Origin of the sequence: Glutamicibacter sp. NPDC088483 (assembly GCF_044753145.1) — a bacterium.
Classification (GTDB): domain Bacteria; phylum Actinomycetota; class Actinomycetes; order Actinomycetales; family Micrococcaceae; genus Glutamicibacter.
In genome coordinates this window covers 25,016-44,240 of record NZ_JBIVMP010000003.1, presented here as the reverse complement: position 1 = coordinate 44,240, position 19,225 = coordinate 25,016, and the positions used below count along the sequence as shown (strand labels likewise).

Genomic DNA, 19,225 nt, shown 5'->3' with positions numbered 1-19,225 from the left:
TCAAGATGGTCACGGGATTTCCGTTGGCCTCATACCTTGGACGCTACTCCGAACCATCCCGAAAGTCGATGACGTGTCAATCAAAGGTCGGTGAGCTCAGTCACTGCTCCGCATGCGGTGCACCCTGTGCGCGGTGGACGACATGAATCGCTCATCGTGGGAGGAGAACAGCACCGCTCCCCCGCGTTCGAGAATCGAATCGATGGCCCCGTGCAGGCAATGAAGCCCAGCCGAGTCCAACGCCTCGGTTGGTTCGTCAAGGAGGAGCAACTGCGGTTCGCGCACCAGCACGGTGGCCAGGGCAACGAGCCGGCGGGCCGAAGCCGGCAGCTCATAAGGATGGGTCTGCGCATAGGATTCCAAGCCCAGCTGTTCAAGCACCAGCGGCACGCGGGCACGTTGGCTGCTCTTCTTGGGAAGGCCAAAGGCGACCTCCCGGGCTACGGTACGCTCGAAGAGCTGGTCCGAAGGGTTCTGCAGGAGCATCCCCGCATCACCTGCCACCCGCATTTTTCCTGCAGTTGGCTTGATTAGCCCTGCGGCGGCTTTGAGCAGTGTCGTCTTGCCCGTTCCGTTGGCGCCGGCCAGCCCCACGCATTCTCCGGCACGGACTTCCAGGTCAAGATTGGAGAGGACCGGTGCGCTGCCGTCTTTGTAACCGAGTTGCACGCCGGCAAAGTCCAGCAAAGGCTTTGCGGATGCGGCGGGGACAGATGATCTTTTTGATTTGGAAGGCAACGCAGCGGCTGCAGCGCCTGCAGTTGCCCGCTGCAAAGCTCCGTCCGCGATGTTCCACAGTGAATCCGCTTCGGCTTCCCATGCTTCTGCCGTCCGGCTCAGCACCACAAGTGCAGTGCCTTCGGCACGCAACCTGGTGATCATCGAGGTCACTGCCTGAGTTGCCTTGGAATCCAAACCGGCCAACGGTTCATCGAGCACAATGATGGACGGTTTGGCTGCGGACAACGCGGCCAGTGCGACCAGGCGTTCTTGGCCTCCTGAAAGCTTGGCGGGATCGCGTTCCAGCAGAGGTTCCAGGGACAGCCGCGTGGATAGCTCGGCGATGAGCCCCGCCATCTCTTCACGGGGCATTCCCTCGTTCTCCCGCGCGAAGACCAGCTCTTCTGCAACCGTCTGGCGGATCCCCGAGAGGTAGAGCCCGGCATCCTGGGGCAGCAGTCCTACGTGCCTGGCCCAGCCTGCGACGTCGATTCGCGGCGAATGCTCCGGAGAAAAATCGATCCGTTGCCCCGCCAGGGTGACCGTTCCCTCGCACTGGTCCGCTCCTGGCCGCGGGAGCATGCCAGCTAGTACTCCGCCCAGCGTGGACTTCCCGGATCCAGAGTCGCCGGCAATGACAGTCAGGGAACCCGGGGAGAATTCCATCTCGATCTCGCGCAAGGTCTCGGACTGCGCCTCGGAGTAGCGGAAGCTTCCCAGCCTGAGGTGCAGCGCCGCCGTGGTTCCTGCAGGTGCACGGTGATCCATGTCCATCATGAGGCTCCCCCGAGTGGCACCAGAATCGCTACCGGCGCCAGTACCGAACAAAGCAGGGCAACCCAGCGGACGCCCCTTTGGATCTGCGAGTCTGCGACGTGGCGCAACCTGCTGTGCTCACCGCGGGCGGGGAAACCGCGCGCGGCCAGATGCACCGAACGGTCATGGGCATCTTGCACCGAGGAGAGCACCAGGGGTACTGCTCGCAGTCTCAGGCGCTGCAGCCAGCCGGCCAAGCCCCGGCCGGTTCCTGCTTTCCGCAAGGCCTGGGCTTGGCCAATGGCATGCTGCCTTTCCATCATCTGCGGAAGAAGGAACAGCGTGGATGCCAACAGGTATCCCGCCTGCGGCGGAGCCGGAGACAAGTCGATAGCTGCCACCAGCTGGTGCTTGTCGATCAGCAAACCGCAAAGCAAACCAGCCACCACCAGCACGGCGGTGCGCAAGGCCAGGGTCATGGCGATCTCCACTCCCCCAAGCGTCAGGCTGGCTGGCCCCCATGCCGCGATCACCGCCGAAGAATCCTGTGAAGCCAGCCCATGGATCATCAGCAAGGACAGGAGGGTCGGGAGCATGATGGCACCGCTGAGCGCCGCGAGTTTGCGGGCCTTGCCCGCAACTGCGCCAATAGCCAGGCAAAGCACTATTACCGCACAGCTCAGCCACCAGCGGCTGGCAGCCGTGGCCACCGAAACGGTGAGCACGGCTAGGCAAAGCACGGTAAAAGGATGCAACTCAGCGATGCGGCGCTTCATAGGTTGCCTACTTGTTTCCGCTCTTGCCCAGCACCTTGTAGCGGCGGATGAATTCAAAAGAACCGCTCAAGCGCTTCGGCAAGGCGAAGACCAGCAACGCCGCGATGAGGAAGACAATTGCCTTGTCTCCCGGGTCAGAGATCAGGGCCTGCTTGGTGACGGCGGAGAGCAGCGAATCCCCCATGGAGCGGAAGGCCGCAACTACTGCGCCGGTGCCGACACCCGAGGTGCCGCCATAGACGAAGGCAGCCACCGGGGATGAGACTACGCCAACCAGTACACCGGAAACCAGGCCTGCGATTGGGGCAAGGTATGGCCGGCGCAGGGCGCCGTAGCGGGCGGCGGTTCCCGCAAGGAAACCGACCAGTGCGGCTCCTGCAGCGAACGGCAAGACGGTGGGGGCAAACAGTGACCAGATCAGCGTGCTGAGCACACCAGTAGCGGCACCGGCACGGCGGCCGGCCAAGAAGCCCACGAGAACAGTACCGATGGAATCCAGGTAGAGCGGGACCATGACGGACCCGACGAATTGGCCCAGGATGATGTTCAGTGCCAGCGCGACCGGGATCAGCGTTAGGGCGGAGACCGGCAGATCCGGCAGCACAGCGAGCAGCAGCAGGACGGCTGCAATCAGGTAGGCGGCGAAAGTTGCCAAGGCAACTCCTTGGCCCAAGCCCTCGACGATTCCCGCGGGTTGGGTGATGACCAGGAACAGGTAGGTTCCAACGAGCAACAGGGTTCCAGCTGCGCCGAGCACCCTGCGGCGCAGGAGCTGGGTCGCTGATGCTTCGGGCAAAAGAAGGTTCGGTGACATGATGAGGCAATCCTGGGGATACGAGTTTGGCTGCGCGCAGGATTGCTCCCGCAACGCGCGAATGGCGAGTCTATGTCACCTCGACCCGGTAGACGATTCTAGCCCACCTGCCTGCGCTCAGGAATTTTCGTTGAGTTTCCTTGCCAGCGCACCGACACGCTGGACCAGCTCGGCAAACCCTGCCTCAGGGTCGTTTGCCACAACCACCTGGGCGTTCGCCGGCTTGCCCCACAGCCCGCGGAAATCGGCCACCGTGGTACCGAAGAGCAATTGCGATTCTGTCTCAACGTCAATTGTTGCTGGACGTGTTTCATAATCGAGGGTTCCCGCGGCAACGCCAGCGGCAAAGTAGTCGTGCACGTGGGCGATGTAGCCCTGGTCGTAGTGCCTGTGGAATTCGAAGTAGAACCGCAGGGCGTCGGAGAGATAGCGCACCAGTGGATTAGATGACTTGCTCAGGGTCCCCTCCGGGCCGCTAGCCTGAACGATTTCTGATTCAGCGCATCCGGCTTCAATGGAAAGCTTCGCCAGGAAGTCGGGCTGCATTTCGAAGCGCTCCGTGGTGTCCAGAGAGCAGATAATCGGCAACTTCGAGGAATCCAATCCTTGTTCCACGGCAGCAGTGTAGGCAGCAAAAACTTCCTTTGCCGCATGCGGGTCCACGTGAGTGTTCCACTCAGCGGTAGGCGTGGTGTTGCCTTGGTAGTAGAAGGCGCCGCCCATGATCACTACCTTGCGCAGCAACCAAGGAAGACGTGGTTCGCGTCGAAGTGCCAGAGCGAAGTTTGTCAGCGGCGCAGTCAGGAGCACTGTAAGCTCTCCTGGGTTGGCGCGTGCTGCATGAATCCAATAGTCAACGGCGTCATTGTCTGTAGCTGAGCCTGAGCCAGGATCGGGAAGCGTTGCGTAGCCAACCCCCTGAGGCCCGTGGGTCTCCGGAGTGGTCACGAGCTGAATTTCAAGTGGCTCCCGCGCACCGACGAGCACCGGGACGTCTTGCTTTCCGCAGAACTTGAGCAGAGCGCGGTTATTCGCGGCGACTTGCTCGACATCGACGTTGCCCGGGGTGCTGGTGGCTGCCTCGATCTGCACGTGATCGAGCGAGCACAGATACACCAAGGCCAGGGCATCGTCGATACCAGTGTCGCAGTCGGCCAGTAGACGTATGCGATTCATGAACTACCTCCTGAAACTTGCCATATTTCATTGTGCCCCGAGATACCTCTCGACTGACCTCAAAGACAGGCAGTAAGCCGGATCCTAACTTGATTGCTTTTCTATCGCATCAGTTGCCGCCTCGAAAATCTATTCGACCAGAAATAATATTCATTAGAGCGCTTGAACCTGAACAAGAAACAATTCATTTTACTTCGGACGAATGCTATCTATAGTTAGCTCAACGATCCTGGTTACGAATCCTCATGATTTCCGCCCTGGACGGGCGCCGGCGCTCCAACCAGAAAATGCTCGAACTCACCGAGAACCTACTCGAACGCGATATCGAGTTTCGGGTCCTGGATCTCGACGGCATTGCGGACACCGAAACACAACGGCCCTGGCCTTCGCCATCGTGACAGACCTCGCCCAAACGAAACTCAAAACCGAGCGGGAAAGAACTAATAACTCCGTGGCCATACGCAGCACTGCCAGCGGCGACTCCGGAGGCCGCAGCCCCCACCTCCGCCGGATTCTACATCCCCGATCTGCAGCCGGTCTGATTCAAGCTGAAGATCCAAAGAACCAAGCCGCCAACGATAATATGGGCATGTCCACCACGACCCTCATCTACCGCCGATTTCATGTACCAAAAACCCAATAGTGTTCGGCTGCTTCGCACACTTACCAAGAGCTCCATTCTGTAGGTCTGACGTGCTTAGATAGCAGTATCAGAATTCTAGAGTTAGGGGGCTACGTGGATAACTCTCGTTGGGGTAGCCAAGGGGCAACCCATGCCTTTGAATCTGAGCCGAACGTCGTCCCCTGTCTGTCAGGCTGGAGTGAGACCACTGATTCATAGCAAGTAAACCTCCCCTCAGACAGGGCGAGAACAGGTACAACCGCCATCATGAGCATCGATTCCATCCACCCCACCCCGGGGAACATGCCGGAGAATGGAACTATTGACTCCATCGATTCGCGCCCAGAACAGCCCCGCCGCAGGAGCATCAGCCCAGCCCAGAAACTGGCTTACCTCGACGGCTGCGAACAAGCGATCCAAACCGGCGAGGGCCGAGGCTACCTGCGCGCCAACGCCTTGTATTCCTCGCAGATCGTTGAATGGCGCAGGCTACGCGACGCCGGAGTCCTCGGAGATTCAACCAGCAACAGCTTCCCGGCCCGGTCCAGTAGCCGGCTGAGCAAGGAACAAGCGGAAATCGCCCGACTGAAAAAGCAGCTAGCTGCCAACGAGCAGAAGCTTGCAACCACCCAAACCGCGTTAGAGATCATGGGAAAAGCACACGCGCTCTTGGAACAAATCTCGAAGAGCGCGGATTCCAAATAGCAGCCCAGGACCTCCTGTCCCACGTTTATGAACAACTGGTCACCGGCGGGGTATCAACACGTCAGGCCAGCTCGCTGGCCGGGGTCAGTAGGGCGACGATGAACCGCCGCCAAAACGCTGCCCGCGCAGGGCGAGCACTGCGGGCTACCGCTCCTCGCCCGGCACCAGCGAACAAGCTCACCGCGCAGGAAGAAACCACGATTCTGGCAACGCTGAACACCGAACGGTTCGTGGACCAAGCCCCAGAGCAGATCCACGCCACGCTGCTGCCTGAAGGGACACATCTGTGCTCGGTATCGAGCATGTATCGGTTGCTGCGGAGGGCGAAGCAAGTGGCTGAACGCCGTCGACAGGCCCGTCATCCAGCACGAAAGGTCCCCGAGCTGGTCGCGGATCAGCCTGGAGAGGTGTTCACTTGGGATATCACTAAGCTGGCCGGCCCGACGAAGGGCGTGTATTTCGACGCGTACGTGATGATTGACATCTATTCGCGCTATATCGTCGGTTGCCAGGTACATACTCGTGAATCCGGGGAGCTGGCGCGTGATTTCATTGCCGGGGTGTTCGCCAAAGACCAGGTGCCGAAAGTTGTGCATGCCGCCCGCGTCACCTCGATGACCTCGAAACCCGTGGCGGCTTTGTTGGCGGACTTGGACGTGCTCAAATCGCATTCGCGGCCGAAGGTCAGCAATGACAACCCGTTCAGTGAGGCGTGGTTCAAGACCTTGAAGTATCTTCCGACATTCCCGCAGCGGTTTGGATCACTTGTTGATGCCCGGGCTTTCATGGACCGGTTTGTTCAGTCGTATAACGGGCACCATCGCCATTCGGGGATTGGGTTCCATACGCCTGCTGATGTTCATTTCGGGATGACTGGGCATGTTGATGACCAGAGGTTGGCTGCATTGCAGAAGGCTTGGGATGAGCATCCTGAGCGTTTTGGGCGGCGCAGGTTGCCGAAGAAGCTTCAGATGCCCGAAGCGGCGTGGATCAATGAGCCGGTGAAGCGGTTGGAAGGACAAGAAATGCAAGCTGGTTAACACTCATTGGTCTCACTTGACTTGAAAATTTCCGATCTGGACAAGGTCCCATTCATTGCAGTTTCCATTTTGGATTACCCCATATTTTGATTACTTTTAGAATGCATCATATGTCCTGTGAGCGCATCGCTTCGCTTCTTGGACGTGTCTCAATTGACTCGGCGTCAACGCGGCGCTTTTGACAGTGGATCTCAATTAATCACGAGCATAAATCGGATGCATTTACTCGTAATTTGCCTACTCATGCTGCTATTGTTCAATCATATTGTCACTGAAGGAGAATCACTCAATGCCACGCAAATGGTCTCAACTTGACGATTTGCGATTGCGCCTTGAAGCGATCGAATGGCTTCGTGTACGCACAGATGACGGTAAATACTCACTCACTCGTGAAGAGATCAACGACTTTTTCTTCGACGGTGAACCGTTCAAACTTATCGATCCCATGAAGGGGATCAGAAAGCCTCAGGTGCTCGACACCGCACTGAGCATCATGACCTCCTTCCGGAAACCTGGCGAAGAACGCCCGTACGCCGACGAAGTCGGACCTGATGGTATGCCGAGATATAAATGGGAGGGCAGCGATCCCCACAAGAACACGAACGCTGGTCTTCGTCTTGCTAAAGAGCGGGATCTACCGCTTATTTGGTTTATCGGAGTAGGCGGCTCACCAATGCGGTTCCATGTTCTCTGTCCTGTCAAGATCGTGGGCGAAGAAGCCGATCAAGAGCAGTTCGTTCTGAGCATCGCTGCCGAAAAGGGCTTGTCCCTTGCTGAACTCACAGCACCCGACGGTCCAGACACGATCGTCAAAAAGTATTTAGTCCGTGAGACTAAAGCCCGACTTCACCAGCCAGTGTTCAGAGCTTCGGTGATCCGCGCTTACCAAGTGCGTTGCGCCGTTTGCAACCTGGGGCACGCACAGCTCCTTGACGCCGCACATATCATTCCCGATGCGGACGAAGACGGTATCGCAGCTGTAACTAACGGCCTCACACTTTGCAAAATCCATCATGCAGCTTTCGATTCGCATATCCTGGGCATCACCCCGGACTACACTGTCGAGATTCGACCCGATCTGCTCGACGAAGTCGACGGACCCATGCTCGAACACGGACTAAAACAACGACACAAGCAAAAGCTGATGATGCTTCCTCGCACTGCCAAAGAGCGGCCAGACCGAGAGCTACTCAAAGTCACCTACGACAAGTTTCTCCTAGCTCAAACGGCCTAGCACCCGGTACATAGTCCACGCTCACGGCAAATTTCATGAGTGGCTGCACCGGACACAACTGCAACTGCGGCGATAGGCTGGTCGCGCTCATACGGCGATTAACACCAACGCTTGCGCCTCTGGTAGCCGTAGTCGAGGTCGGCTTTGCCAGGACCCGCTGTAACTTCGTCGCAAGCCAGATGAAAACAAGATCAATCCGCAGGTCAGACATTATTTCGCTGATGCGAACCGACCTACATCCGACCAGCACAACAAGTAGCGGACCTCTTTGCAGTTCCGAATCCCTGCGGCAATGTTCGACTCATCTTGGGTAGGCAAGCAATTGAGGTCTCACAGCCCGGAAAATACCCGGATTTGTTGCTGTTCCGGGAGATTCTCAGTAGGTGGAGAGCAAAGCAGATTTTACTGCCTACCCACCATTGAGTGTGGGCGATTAGGCAATCAACGCACGTAATGATCAGCCCACTAAGCATTCGCTTAGCCGAGATTAGTCCTCGAAATGCGAAATAAGGGGCCCGTTTCAATTCTGAGTTCTGAAACTGGCCCCTTATCTGTAGTTCGCGTTGATTAGCCCTCGACGCGTTTAACCTTGCCGACCAGGAACACGTAGGAGAGGATGCCAACCGCGGCAATGACCGTCATGTAAATGAAGGCTGGGCCGAAATCGGTCGCCGAGACCAGCAAGCCAATCACGATTGGAGTGGCAATCGAGGACAGGTTGCCGATGAAGTTGAACATGCCACCGGTCAAACCAATCAGGCGAGACGGTGCCAGTGCAGATACCAAGGACCAGGTAATCGAAGCCAGGCCATTGCCGAAGAAGGCAATAGACATGAAGGTGATGACCAGTGCGGTGCTGTCCGTGAAGATTGCACCAATCATGCTCATGGAGAGCAACAGCCCGGTGATGATTGGCAGCTTCCGGGAAGTACCCAGGCTCACCCCACGCTTGAGCATGAGGTCAGAGAGAACACCACTGATCAATACACCGGCCAACGCCGCGATGAATGGAAGCGACGTCAGAAATCCCGTCTTGATGTAGTCCATCTGGCGGTAGGTCACCAAGTAGGTTGGGAACCAGGTCAGGAAGAACCACAGCGTGGAGGTCAGGCAGAACTGGCCAATATAGATTCCCCACAGCTTCTTGCGTCCCAAAACCAAGGCAAAGTCAGCCTTGCTCAGCTTCGGTGCAACCGTCTTGGCCTTCTTGCTGCCAAGGTCAACAAGTCCGCCACCCTCGCGGATGTACTCGATTTCAGCGGCATTGGCTCTCTTGGAATCCACCGGATTCCGGTACATGATGAACCAGATCAGGCCCCATACGACGCCTACCGCACCGGTGACCACGAAGACCCAGTGCCAGGTCAATGCATGCTGAAGCCACAGCAGGACGGGGGTCAGCAGCGCGAGACCTATGAACTGGCCAGAGGTGTAGAAGCCAATAGCGGTGGCGCGCTCACGTTCAGGGAACCAGGCAGTGACCACCTTGTTGTTGATTGGGTACGCAGGGGCTTCGAAGCCACCGACAGCCATTCGCAACACGATCAAAGCAATAAAGCTTCCGGCCATGCCCATGAAGATTGTGGCCACCGACCACAGCACCAGGCAAATTGGGTACAGCAGACGAGGCTGAACTCGGTCTACCAACCAACCGCCCGGTAGCTGCATGGCCGCGTAGGTCCAGCCAAAGGCAGAGAGCAACAGGCCTTGCTGCGCTGTGTCCAGGCCGAATTCCTCGGAGATCAACGGCGCTGCAACCGAGAGGTTTGAACGATCCATGTAGTTGATTACTACGGTGAGGAACAACATGAAGGCTACGGCGTAGCGCGTCTTTGTAGCTTTGCCAGCGCTCTTGAGTGTTGCAGCTGACGACAGTGTCGACTGAGACATACGATTTACCATTCTGCGAAGGATCCGTCCTTGTGACGCCAAATTGGGTTGCGCCAGCGATGACCTTCAGCTGCGCGTTCAATGACGTACTCTTCATTTACATCAATGCCCAGACCCGGACCTTCAGGGATGGCAACCATGCCATCCTCGTAGGCGAAGACCGACGGATCATTGACGTAGTCAAGGAGATCGTTGGATTTGTTGTAGTGGATTCCCAGGGATTGCTCCTGGATAAAGGCGTTGTATGCACCGGCATCGATCTGCAGGTTCGCGGCTAGAGCGATTGGGCCCAGTGGGCAGTGCAAGGCGACTGCAACGTCATAGGCTTCAGCCATCGCCGCAATCTTGCGGGCTTCGGTGATGCCGCCACAGTGCGAGGGATCCGGCTGAATGATGTCCACCGCTCCGCTGGCCAAGACATCCTTGAAGTCCCAACGGGAGAACAGCCGCTCGCCCAAGGCAATCGGAGTACTGGAATTGCGCAATGGCTCCAGCATGGAGTTCACGTTTTCACTGAGTACCGGTTCTTCAATGAACATCAACTTGAAGGGCTCTAGTTCCTTGAGCAGGACTTTGGCCATTGGCTTGTGCACTCGACCATGGAAGTCAACGCCGATGCCTACGTTCTCGCCTACTGCGTCGCGGACAGCCTGAACGTTCTCCAAGCACCCCTGAACCTTGTCCCAGGTATCGATGTACTGGAGTTCTTCGGTGCCGTTCATTTTCACTGCAGTGAAGCCACGTTCAACAGCGGCCTTCGCGGCGGCTGCGGTATCCGACGGGCGGTCGCCGCCAATCCATGAGTACACGCGGATCTTGTCGCGCACCTTGCCACCGAGTAGCTCGTAGGCAGGAACCCCAAGGGCTTTGCCCTTGATGTCCCACAGCGCCTGGTCGATGCCGGCCAGGGCGCTCATCATGATGCCGCCACCGCGGTAGAAGCCGCCGCGGTACATTACCGTCCACAGGTCCTCGATGTTTCGCGGATCCTGGCCGATGAGGTAATCCGAAAGTTCCTCAACTGCTGCGGCAACAGTAGATGCGCGGCCTTCGAGTACTGGCTCGCCCCAACCGACAATTCCCTCGTCGGTTTCGATCTTCAGGAACAACCAGCGAGGTGGCACCATGTACGTGGTCAGTTTTGTAATTTTCATGCAGACTTCCTCATCTCATGAATCGTTTGGTAGGCAGAGACAAGATTGCCTGCCCTCGTTTTCAGGTCTTCAAGGCTTCGTCCGGACTTGTAAAGGGAGGAGCCAATGCCAAAACCTGTGGCTCCGGCTTCCAGCCATTGCGCCATGTTCTCCTCGTTGATGCCCCCGACAGGGATCAGGCCAATGCCGGAGGGAATCACAGCGGTCCACGCCTTGAATCCCGCCAGGCCTACTTGCTCGGCAGGGAAAATCTTGACGTTCTTCGCTCCGGCTTCAATGGCATCAAAGGCGTTGCTCGGAGTAGCAGCACCTGGGAACGAATCCATGCCCAGCGCCACCGTTTCTTGGATAACCCGCACGTTGGTGTTTGGCGAAACGATGATTTGGGAGCCCGCCTCGTGGCACGAGCGAACTTGGTCTACGGTGAGCACAGTTCCTGCACCAACTACTGCGTCTTCAGGTAGCGCACCGCGTAAAATTTCGATGCTCTTCAATGGCTCCGGGGAATTCAGCGGTACCTCCAAAGACCGAAAACCGCTGGCATAGAGCGCTTCGCCAACGCCTTGAGCTTCCGAAGGATGAAGACCTCGCAAAATGGCTACGAGTCCGGCAGCCTTCAAAGTTGTCGTCAGTTCATTCACGGCAAAACCTTTCTTGATAAATCGTGTGGCAAGTTGGTGGCTCAGACCGAGGGGGTCTGCAGGAGGCCTTGTGCGCTTGCAACGGCCCAGATTCCCCGAGGGGCTGTGCCTTGCAGTTCGCGCACCTGATCAATTCCGAAAATATTCAGCGCCCTGGTGTACCTGGAGCTGAGTTCCTTATTGCCGCAGATGGTCAGCGACAGGGCGTCGTTGGTGGCTTGCTTGCCAAGAACGGAACGGATTTCAGCACCGATCATCAGCCCAGAGAGATAGTTACTGACTTCGTTTTTTTCCAAACGCTCGGTCAGAACCAAGGTTCTCGCGGAGAAGGCCGTGAGCATCAGATCCGCAGCGCCCTCGCCCGATTGCGATACCTTCACGCCTCGATCAAAGGCCGACCAATTCGCCGATGATGCTGGCTCGATGAGCTTGGAGAGGATGGACCGGGTGCTGAGCAGTGCAAACGTTTCACCTGTCATGGAAGTGCAGAATTCGGTAATCGTGCGTCCGGAGACCTTGACCCATTTGGAGTGCGTCCCCGGGAGCAGGAACAGTTGCTCTTCGGAGTCATCTGCGTTCAGGGCGGCAAGATCAATGGCACCGAGGATTTGAGTTTCTTCACCGCGCATGACGTCTGGAAGTTCTTTGAGGTCCAAGACGCCGGGGATGATCTGCATCGTTCGGCCCGGAGCGATCTCCACTGATGCCAACTCGAATTCTGGATCAGCCAAATTGGCTGGAACTGGTCGGTAGGCCGCTTCGGTCCAGCCCTGCTGGCTGCCAACCATTCCGCAGGCGATCACGGGGACATTCTCGAAGTTATCCAGCCAATCGCCGCACAGTTCGGTCAGCGTCGCCTTGAAGGCCTCATCGAGGGACTGGGTCTCGGCTTGCGCCTTCGAGGCCACTTGCATGATGCCAAGAGCTGCACTGCGTTCCGCCACGATGTGGCCATCGGCGCCCATGAGGTAGGCGCGTGCGGACGTAGTTCCCCAGTCCAAGGCGATCAACTGGGGTTCGGCGATGTTTGTCATAACTCCTGTTTTCATTTCATGGACTGCACAAGATCGTTCAGCTGTGCTCCCCTTCACATCTGAATAGTGTCGGAGGTATCCCAATAGTTCAAAAGGTGTTGTATATAGTGGGATGAAATACTTTGATCTTTTCATACCAAGGAACACGTCATGGCCATGAATCCCGAACCCACCACAGACGATTCAATTGACGCTCCTCCTCCGGGCACGCTCACACTTGCTCGCGGACTGGAGATTCTGCGCGCTGTTGGCCGCGGTGCGACGAATCTGAATGAAGTGGCAGCCGCAGCCAATATCGGAAAGAGCGCTGCGCAACGCATGGTGAAGCTCCTGGTGCAGCGCGGATTCCTGCGCAGCACCCATGGCACCGATTTCAGCCTGGGCCCGGCACTGATCGAGCTGGGTTTCCATGCCCTCTATCAAAGCCCGGTCCCTGTTATTGCGAAACCCATTTTGGAAGAGCTCGCCCGCAAGTACCAGGACACGGTGCATCTAGCGGTGGAAGACGAAGCGCAGGTGCTTTATGTCGACAAAGTCCCTGGAACTCGCGGCGCACAAATGCGCTCACGAGTCGGACAACGCATGCCTCTAAGCCGCACCGGCATCGGCAAAGCGCTCCTGCTTGATACTCCCCTGCGCTGGGAATCCACCTTTGATTCCGAGTCGCCTGTAGAACAGGCCTCGCATCAAACCAAGGAGGCGTTCCTGTCCAGGATGAAAGCCTACGCAAAAGAAGGCATCGCCTTGGATCTGGAAGACAATGAGCCTGGCATCCGATGCGTCGCCGCACCGATCCGCGACGGCAGTGGCCAGATCATCGCCGCCATCAGCATGTCTGCCACTAATCCCTACATGCCTGACGAGCGGATGAAAGCGCTCAAGTCCGTGATGGGATCTACCGCCACGCAAATTTCGCGCAAGTTGGGCTACTCGGGCAAGACCTTCTAGGACGCTTCGCATTTAGAGCGCGAAACGGCAGTCCATACCTAGATGTGGACCGGATGTCCCTCCGCCTATTCGACATCGACAAGCACCGATTCCGCGAAGTACGCCACGCTTGGGACAGGACTAGGAAAGTCGTGCGGATTGAGCCCTGGTCGATCGTGGTTACTGATCTGGATAACGGAAAGAACTTGGATACCATGGACGGTCGCCGTGGCACCGCAGTGAAACGATGGTAGAAATCCCGGCAACGGAATTGGTATCAAAGTGTGCAGTACGTCGCAATCTACAAGTCATCGGAATTCTGCAAGGCGGTGCGAGATAATCTGCCGAAGGCTAAGGTCAGCGTGGATCATTTCCACGTGATTCAGCGGGCAATTCTGATGATCATGCAGGTCCGCCGGCGCAGCTCCCACGAAGTGCACGAGCGTCGCGGCCGGGCGGCTGATCCGGCCTTACAAGTACCGGCAGCTGCTGAGCTGCAACTAGGAGAACCTGTCGATCGAGCAGGTTGAACGGTTGAAGGTGATCATGGAACTGACGCGGAATTCGGGGTGATTCATGCGAACAAGGAGCGCGTGTGGCAACTGTTGAAAGCCGCGGATACCCATGAATTCCAATCCAGATGGGCGGTGCAGGAGAAATCCCTGATAACAACAAAATGGTTGAGGTGAAGTCGATGTACCGCACATTCGCTGCGTGGAGGAGTGAGTTTTTGGTGTTCAGCCGAACGAGGCTGACGAACGCCAGGAAAGAGGAAGCGAATCTGACAGCGAAGAACCTGAAACGGATTGGTCGGGGTTATAGGAATCATGGGCATTATCGGCTTCGGATATTGTTATACACGGCAGGGTTGCGGCCCTGCCGAGCACTCTGCACCACGCTTAACTGTTAAGAGCCCGTGAAGACCTTTCTTGTGGCGTCCGGCCGACAAGCACCCCGGCCAGGAACGCCACCTCGCTCATGTACCAGTTATTCGTCGCCGCCTGGATGATCCCGGGGGTTAGCACCACCATCGCCGCATCTCAGAGCCTGCACCCAACGATCCGGACCGCCACCTACAAGAAGTTCAGATCGAAGAATGCCAGCGCCCAGTCGAATTCGCTTCCCTTGGTGGCGGACGCGTTCTCGGCGAACCTGCAAGCGTCGAAGAGCGCGGTCCAGTCCGAACAGCAAGGTTCATGTGTAGGCGTTCTTGAAAGCGACGGCCACCAGTGCTACCACCACGTTGAGGAGCATCAACACTCGCTCGATGGTGAGGAAGCCCGGGTCGATCCGCCCTGAATTGCTGTGTATTCGCATCAGATCGCCGATGAGCTCGATGAACTTGCGCAAGCATGCGTCGCTGCGGCTGGGCGCGGTGTTTTACCTCGTCTTCGACGAGCTGCTCAGAGCAAAGTCCCTCACTCGGTGGCGCCGGGGAACTGCGCGGCCAGCCGTTCCAGGGTGCGTTCCATATTGGGCCCGGTACTCCGAGTGAATCCTAGGATCCGTAACACCCACTTGTGCCGTAACCGGCTCGCATCCCAGGTTTCGCTGACCATGGTCCCGGACCCTATAGCTTCCAGCTCGTAGCGCCACCGATGCCCGCTGAAGTGCCGCCAAGCGATCTGCCGGTCCTGCTCGAATTCCACCACGGTATTGCTGATCCGGTACGGGACACCCAGACGCATCTGCATGCCGAACTCGCTGCCCAGGCTGAGCTTGCTGCCCTGCGCATTCGAGGCCCGCACCGTTCCTGAGCCGTCGATGACCGGGTGCATGGCCGGATCCCTGAGCAGTTCGAAGATCTCTGAAGGCGCGGCGGCAACGAGGCGGCGGCGGGTTTGCAGATACGGGGATGGATTCATCAGCCCATCCTATTCCGCATCTGGTCCTGAGCCCGGCAGCCGGGCCTCTCCTCAACGATTCAGTTGTGCCACTCGGGTTTGACTTGTACCACCAGAAAAGTCACAGGTGCTTCGGCTCTGCTTCCTCGCCCGACTCGCCGATGCCTGCCCGGTCATGCGGATACAACTCCGCTCCGGTGCGAATTATCAATCAGCCAATCAGCCCGCCATGGCCAAGAGCTATCGGCCAGTGGCGGGCTCTTGGCGGGTCGGCAAGCAAGTTAGATTCAGCCAGTCCTCGCCAGCGCTCCAGCCTTGCCCGGAAACGACCGAATTTGGTGTCCTTCATGGCCTTTGCCGCGATGGGCGCAAGAATTCCTGGCATCGCCATGCCCAAGAGCTAGTTCAGTTCAAGGATCCGGGTCATGTAGATGCTGTTGGGGTCCTCCTGATAGGAACCGAAAGAATGGCACTGCTTGAAGCCGTGCTTTCGGTACAGCGAGCGTGCAGGTGCAAAGAACTCCATAGCTCCCGTTTCAAGGGATATGCGCGATAGCTTGCGCTGCGCGGCATCCTCCAGAGCATGGAACAGCAACCGGGAAGCGACGCCTTGCCCGCGGAAGTCCGGGTCCGTCCGCATGCTCTTGAGCTCCTCGTGGCCCGGCTCCAGTACCGCCAACGCGCAAGTTCCCACTATGCGATGATCCTTCTGCGCTGTCCAGAGCCGGACGGTTGGCTGGCGTAGCGCAGCCAAGTCCAATGCATGCTGGGACTCCAGCGGCGACTGCGGCGCCATGTCAGCAAGGTGGGCTTCAAGGAAAGCTCGCAGGGAGGGATCCTCGAAGTTTGCGGGTTCGATGGACAACGTCATGAGCGACAAGTTATCAGCAGTTTGTATCGCAAATGTTACGGGCAGCTAGTTGCCCGCTCGCCGCCACTGCTCACAAATGCTCGGGGCCCGCTTCTTCTGTGTGGCCTCCCAATTCCCCGGTTGCGCCCTCCTGCGGATATAGATCAGCTCCGGTGCGATCCTTCAAGGTCAGCGTTGCGATCAGCGAAGCGCCCACCCAGATGAACAGATAGGTCGAGACCGCCACAGTGGTATTGAACTGGCCCACCAGCGCCGCGGCAATGGTCGGGGCGAACGCGCCACCGATCACCGAGCCCAGGGCGTAGCTGATCGAGGAACCGCTCAGGCGGATGCGGCCCGGGAACAGCTCGGCATACAGCGCCGGCAACGGACCGTAGGAGAAGCCCATGAAAGCGCCGAAGACCACCAGGGACACGGTGACCCAGGCCAGATTCCGGGTTTCGATCAGCAGGAACAGCGGGAAGAGCCAGGCCAGCAGCAGCACCCAGCCGATGATGAACATCTTCTTGCGGCCAATGCGGTCCGAGACCACGCCGCCGATCCAGGTGGAGATCAGCCAGGCCAGCGAGCCGATGGTGATGATGTTCAGGATGTCGCCAGCCTGCAGTTCCAGCTTGTTCGTTGCATAGCCCAGGATGAAGCCGCCGGTGAGCATGTACCCGGCAGTGTTGTTGCCCATGAATACCAGCGTCGCCTGGATGACTTTCTTGGGATGCTTGCTGAATAGCGTGGACAGCGGGGCCGACTCGGTCTGCTTGGTCCGGGCCATTTCCTCGAAGACCGGGGATTCCTCCACGCGCTGGCGGATGTAGTAGCCGATGAGGATCAGCACGAAGCTGAGCAGGAATGGGATGCGCCAGCCCCAGGCCATGAACTGCTCCGGGGAGAGAACGGCGGCGATGATGGCGCTGACCGCGGAAGCCAGCAGCATGCCCGCCGGGACGCCGAGCTGCGGGAAGGCGCCGAATTTGCCGCGGGCATGATCCGGTGCGTGCTCCACTGCCATCAGTGCCGCGCCTCCCCACTCGCCACCGGCGGAGAAGCCCTGGACGATGCGCAGGAAGATCAGGAGAATCGGAGCCCAGATGCCGATGCTCGCATAAGTGGGCAGCAAGCCCACCAATGTGGTGCCGACGCCCATCAGGACCAGGGTGATGATCAGCACCGCTCGGCGGCCGTATTTGTCGCCCACCCGGCCCATCACGATCGCGCCCAACGGGCGGAAGAGGAAGCTGATGCCGACGGTGGCGAAAGCGATGATGGAGCCCAGCGACGCTTCGGCGGGAGTGAAGAATTGCGGGGCCAGGACCAGGGCCGCTGCATTGGCGTAGATGAAGTAGTCGTACCACTCCACGGTGGTGCCCACCATGGTCGCTCCCGCGACGCGTTTCTGCTCCTTGGTCATGCGCTCGGGTACTGCAGCTGGAGTGCTCATGATTCCCCCTCGATGTTGCGAGTATGCAGGAATCACTTTCCTCCGCCCCAGCACCCCAGTGCTGGCCGTTCATGCAGGATCGACTCCCTGCCTTGATAGTAGGCCTCTGCCGAACCCGCGGTATTTCTCCATGCGCGCCGCTCCCCTGGTTGTTCGCGCTGCTCCTGCAAAAACCTGTCAGGCTTGCGCGAACAGCTTGGCGGCATCAGCCACGACCTGCTTCGCTCCGCCCTGGTTCCAGCTCTCAAGTTGGCGCGTGGCACCATTGCCGAAATTCGCGAGCGAGTCCAGGTAATCGGCCACGAATTGTTCATCGCCATTGCACTGCAATTGACGGCCCGCGTAATCGAGCACCCGCTGGATCATGGCCTTGGCAGGCACGGGAGTCCTGGATTCGCTATCGAAATAGGTGCCTTCCACTCCCGACTTCGCCGCTTGCCACAGGCCCAGGTCGAGAACTTCGGACGCTGCCGTGGTGGCAGGGCTGTCCGTTTCCGAAGCGGTATCCACAATGGCCCGGATGAGCAAAGCCAAGGCCACGGATTCGCCGGCTGCCATCTGCGTGTCCGCCGCCCGGACTTCAATGGTCGGATGGTTCACCGACAAGCGGGCGAACCAGCCGATATGCCCCGGATCAAGCAGCGCCCCGGAGGCAATCATGTCCTCAATGCGCTGCTGGTATTCCTGCGCTGTCGCAAAAGCCGGCGGGATGCCTGCCGCAGACCATCTGCGGTAGTGCACCGTCCGCCACGAGGCGAAGCCGGTTGGCTCCCCGTTCCAGATGGGAGAGTTCGCGCCCATTCCCGCAATCAGCGGCAGCCAGCCGCGCAAGGCATTCAGCGCCCGGACTCCGGCGGCGGCATCCGGGACATGCACGTGGATGTGCAGTCCGTTGATGAAATGCTCGCGGGCGATCCCCGGGACGAACTCGTGGATGGTTGCGTAGCGCTGGCCCTTGGTGAACTCCGTAGTGCTCGGAAGCCCCAGCGCCGTTCCCGAAGCAAAGGGGAGCACCTGGTATTCGCGGCATATCCGCTCAATGGCGGCGCGCCGCCGCACCAGCGCTTCCACGGCTTCTTGCGCCGAGGTGCAGATTCCGGTGACGATTTCCAGCTGGCTGGCCAGAAGTTCGCGGTGGACCGTGGTGCCCGGCAGTTCGAGGCCAAGCAGCTGGGCGCTGAGCTCATCGGCCATCGGCACCGGGGCGGCAGTTTCCGGATCCACGAGGAAGAATTCCTCTTCGATCCCAAAGGTCCTGGTCATGGATGCTGGTTCGCCTTCCCTGGGCAGCAATACGAACTGAACATTAGACGGCGCCTGGCCCCGACGGCCGTTCCCGGCAGGAAACCCAGCGATTTTCCAGCTTCGCCGCAGTTGCGGACGCGGCTGTCCGCAGCCACCCGTGCACCCGCCTCGCCCTACGCCCGCTAGCTGCCCCGGGCACCTGCTGATCGCTTTTCACAGCTGCTACTGAGCTTGCGGCCATGCAAGCACAAGCCCCGGCGCAAGGGCTTGCAAAGTGTGCCACGCTCTAATCACCGCGGCTCGGCAAAGCACCGCAAGAAGCCAAGCTGCGGGCCGTCACG

At 58.7% G+C, this 19,225-nt stretch carries 17 protein-coding genes and 1 pseudogene; 6 read left to right on the top strand and 12 right to left on the bottom strand.

Features of this window, described 5'->3' with window-relative positions; translation table 11 throughout:
- Nucleotides 1–96 precede the first annotated feature (96 nt).
- The 4 genes from ACIP6G_RS06965 to ACIP6G_RS06950 all read right to left on the bottom strand — a co-directional run bounded on the left by ACIP6G_RS06965 (nucleotide 97) and on the right by ACIP6G_RS06950 (nucleotide 4,242).
- Nucleotides 97–1,497: an ABC transporter ATP-binding protein gene (locus ACIP6G_RS06965; RefSeq protein WP_365946105.1), complete on the bottom strand. Its 1,401-nt coding sequence runs from the start codon at nucleotides 1,495–1,497 to the stop codon at nucleotides 97–99.
- Nucleotides 1,494–2,252, bottom strand: coding sequence for an energy-coupling factor transporter transmembrane component T (locus ACIP6G_RS06960; RefSeq protein ID WP_365946106.1), 759 nt, complete (start codon nucleotides 2,250–2,252; stop codon nucleotides 1,494–1,496). The genes ACIP6G_RS06965 and ACIP6G_RS06960 overlap by 4 nt, the downstream gene beginning before the upstream one ends.
- Nucleotides 2,253–2,259: 7 nt before the next feature.
- Nucleotides 2,260–3,066 carry a glycosyl transferase family 9 gene (locus ACIP6G_RS06955; RefSeq protein WP_105659162.1) on the bottom strand — a complete coding sequence of 269 codons (807 nt, stop codon included), beginning with the start codon at nucleotides 3,064–3,066 and terminating at the stop codon, nucleotides 2,260–2,262.
- Between the two features lie 117 nt (nucleotides 3,067–3,183).
- Entirely contained in the window at nucleotides 3,184–4,242 is a 1,059-nt protein-coding gene (locus ACIP6G_RS06950) for a nucleoside hydrolase (RefSeq protein WP_365946107.1), read from the bottom strand.
- Between the two features lie 245 nt (nucleotides 4,243–4,487).
- Between ACIP6G_RS06950 and ACIP6G_RS06945 the strand changes: the two genes are divergently transcribed.
- From ACIP6G_RS06945 to ACIP6G_RS06935, 3 genes are all read left to right on the top strand, one after another.
- On the top strand, nucleotides 4,488–4,640 hold the full coding sequence (locus ACIP6G_RS06945; RefSeq protein ID WP_365946108.1) for a hypothetical protein: 153 nt from the start codon (nucleotides 4,488–4,490) through the stop codon (nucleotides 4,638–4,640).
- A gap of 491 nt (nucleotides 4,641–5,131) precedes the next feature.
- Nucleotides 5,132–6,609, top strand: a protein-coding gene (locus tag ACIP6G_RS06940; RefSeq protein ID WP_400289372.1) for an IS3-like element ISAar44 family transposase whose coding sequence is annotated in 2 segments (ribosomal slippage) — nucleotides 5,132–5,522 and nucleotides 5,522–6,609 — 1,479 coding nt in all. Because the reading frame shifts where the segments join, the coding sequence is not laid out codon by codon here.
- Between the two features lie 289 nt (nucleotides 6,610–6,898).
- Nucleotides 6,899–7,843 carry an HNH endonuclease gene (locus tag ACIP6G_RS06935; RefSeq protein ID WP_365945408.1) on the top strand — a complete coding sequence of 315 codons (945 nt, stop codon included), beginning with the start codon at nucleotides 6,899–6,901 and terminating at the stop codon, nucleotides 7,841–7,843.
- Nucleotides 7,844–8,410: 567 nt separating this feature from the next.
- Here the strand turns inward: ACIP6G_RS06935 and ACIP6G_RS06930 are convergent.
- Genes ACIP6G_RS06930 through ACIP6G_RS06915 form a run of 4 tightly spaced genes read right to left on the bottom strand, consistent with a single transcriptional unit; the run spans nucleotide 8,411 to nucleotide 12,562 of the window.
- Entirely contained in the window at nucleotides 8,411–9,733 is a 1,323-nt protein-coding gene (locus ACIP6G_RS06930) for an MFS transporter (RefSeq protein ID WP_365945409.1), read from the bottom strand.
- 5 nt (nucleotides 9,734–9,738) lie between these two features.
- Nucleotides 9,739–10,887, bottom strand: coding sequence for a galactonate dehydratase (dgoD, locus tag ACIP6G_RS06925; RefSeq protein ID WP_013350471.1), 1,149 nt, complete (start codon nucleotides 10,885–10,887; stop codon nucleotides 9,739–9,741).
- Nucleotides 10,884–11,528, bottom strand: a complete 645-nt coding sequence (locus ACIP6G_RS06920; protein WP_365945410.1) for a 2-dehydro-3-deoxy-6-phosphogalactonate aldolase — start codon at nucleotides 11,526–11,528, stop codon at nucleotides 10,884–10,886. Before ACIP6G_RS06920 ends, dgoD begins: the two co-directional genes overlap by 4 nt.
- Nucleotides 11,529–11,569: 41 nt before the next feature.
- Nucleotides 11,570–12,562 carry a 2-dehydro-3-deoxygalactonokinase gene (locus tag ACIP6G_RS06915; RefSeq protein WP_365945411.1) on the bottom strand — a complete coding sequence of 331 codons (993 nt, stop codon included), beginning with the start codon at nucleotides 12,560–12,562 and terminating at the stop codon, nucleotides 11,570–11,572.
- Nucleotides 12,563–12,712: 150 nt separating this feature from the next.
- Between ACIP6G_RS06915 and ACIP6G_RS06910 the strand changes: the two genes are divergently transcribed.
- From ACIP6G_RS06910 to ACIP6G_RS06900, 3 genes and pseudogenes are all read left to right on the top strand, one after another.
- Nucleotides 12,713–13,510: an IclR family transcriptional regulator gene (locus ACIP6G_RS06910; RefSeq protein ID WP_365945412.1), complete on the top strand. Its 798-nt coding sequence runs from the start codon at nucleotides 12,713–12,715 to the stop codon at nucleotides 13,508–13,510.
- A gap of 41 nt (nucleotides 13,511–13,551) precedes the next feature.
- Nucleotides 13,552–14,399 (top strand): annotated as a pseudogene (locus tag ACIP6G_RS06905) (transposase); the annotation flags it as partial.
- A gap of 68 nt (nucleotides 14,400–14,467) precedes the next feature.
- Nucleotides 14,468–14,788 carry a hypothetical protein gene (locus tag ACIP6G_RS06900; protein ID WP_365945413.1) on the top strand — a complete coding sequence of 107 codons (321 nt, stop codon included), beginning with the start codon at nucleotides 14,468–14,470 and terminating at the stop codon, nucleotides 14,786–14,788.
- A gap of 119 nt (nucleotides 14,789–14,907) precedes the next feature.
- On the opposite strand, the gene ACIP6G_RS06895 is transcribed toward ACIP6G_RS06900, so the two are convergent.
- The 4 genes from ACIP6G_RS06895 to ACIP6G_RS06880 form a co-directional block, all read right to left on the bottom strand.
- On the bottom strand, nucleotides 14,908–15,354 hold the full coding sequence (locus tag ACIP6G_RS06895; protein ID WP_105662126.1) for an SRPBCC family protein: 447 nt from the start codon (nucleotides 15,352–15,354) through the stop codon (nucleotides 14,908–14,910).
- Nucleotides 15,355–15,733: 379 nt separating this feature from the next.
- Nucleotides 15,734–16,204: a GNAT family N-acetyltransferase gene (locus ACIP6G_RS06890; protein WP_365945414.1), complete on the bottom strand. Its 471-nt coding sequence runs from the start codon at nucleotides 16,202–16,204 to the stop codon at nucleotides 15,734–15,736.
- A 70-nt stretch (nucleotides 16,205–16,274) separates the two neighbouring features.
- Entirely contained in the window at nucleotides 16,275–17,639 is a 1,365-nt protein-coding gene (locus ACIP6G_RS06885; RefSeq protein ID WP_365945415.1) for an MFS transporter, read from the bottom strand.
- A 177-nt stretch (nucleotides 17,640–17,816) separates the two neighbouring features.
- Nucleotides 17,817–18,902, bottom strand: coding sequence for a YbdK family carboxylate-amine ligase (locus ACIP6G_RS06880; protein WP_365945416.1), 1,086 nt, complete (start codon nucleotides 18,900–18,902; stop codon nucleotides 17,817–17,819).
- Nucleotides 18,903–19,225: the final 323 nt, after the last annotated feature.

Excerpts from the sequence above, each read along its gene's own strand:
- ACIP6G_RS06880 (WP_365945416.1), bottom strand. The coding sequence starts at position 18,902 with ATGACCAGGACCTTTGGGATCGAAGAGGAATTCTTCCTCGTGGATCCG.
- ACIP6G_RS06910 (WP_365945412.1), top strand. The coding sequence starts at position 12,713 with ATGGCCATGAATCCCGAACCCACCACAGACGATTCAATTGACGCTCCT.
- ACIP6G_RS06900 (WP_365945413.1), top strand. The coding sequence starts at position 14,468 with ATGTACCAGTTATTCGTCGCCGCCTGGATGATCCCGGGGGTTAGCACC.
- dgoD (WP_013350471.1), bottom strand. The coding sequence starts at position 10,887 with ATGAAAATTACAAAACTGACCACGTACATGGTGCCACCTCGCTGGTTG.
- ACIP6G_RS06915 (WP_365945411.1), bottom strand. The coding sequence starts at position 12,562 with ATGACAAACATCGCCGAACCCCAGTTGATCGCCTTGGACTGGGGAACT.
- ACIP6G_RS06885 (WP_365945415.1), bottom strand. The coding sequence starts at position 17,639 with ATGAGCACTCCAGCTGCAGTACCCGAGCGCATGACCAAGGAGCAGAAA.
- ACIP6G_RS06950 (WP_365946107.1), bottom strand. The coding sequence starts at position 4,242 with ATGAATCGCATACGTCTACTGGCCGACTGCGACACTGGTATCGACGAT.
- ACIP6G_RS06895 (WP_105662126.1), bottom strand. The coding sequence starts at position 15,354 with ATGAATCCATCCCCGTATCTGCAAACCCGCCGCCGCCTCGTTGCCGCC.
- ACIP6G_RS06955 (WP_105659162.1), bottom strand. The coding sequence starts at position 3,066 with ATGTCACCGAACCTTCTTTTGCCCGAAGCATCAGCGACCCAGCTCCTG.
- ACIP6G_RS06960 (WP_365946106.1), bottom strand. The coding sequence starts at position 2,252 with ATGAAGCGCCGCATCGCTGAGTTGCATCCTTTTACCGTGCTTTGCCTA.
- ACIP6G_RS06890 (WP_365945414.1), bottom strand. The coding sequence starts at position 16,204 with ATGACGTTGTCCATCGAACCCGCAAACTTCGAGGATCCCTCCCTGCGA.
- ACIP6G_RS06935 (WP_365945408.1), top strand. The coding sequence starts at position 6,899 with ATGCCACGCAAATGGTCTCAACTTGACGATTTGCGATTGCGCCTTGAA.
- ACIP6G_RS06930 (WP_365945409.1), bottom strand. The coding sequence starts at position 9,733 with ATGTCTCAGTCGACACTGTCGTCAGCTGCAACACTCAAGAGCGCTGGC.
- ACIP6G_RS06945 (WP_365946108.1), top strand. The coding sequence starts at position 4,488 with ATGATTTCCGCCCTGGACGGGCGCCGGCGCTCCAACCAGAAAATGCTC.
- ACIP6G_RS06965 (WP_365946105.1), bottom strand. The coding sequence starts at position 1,497 with ATGATGGACATGGATCACCGTGCACCTGCAGGAACCACGGCGGCGCTG.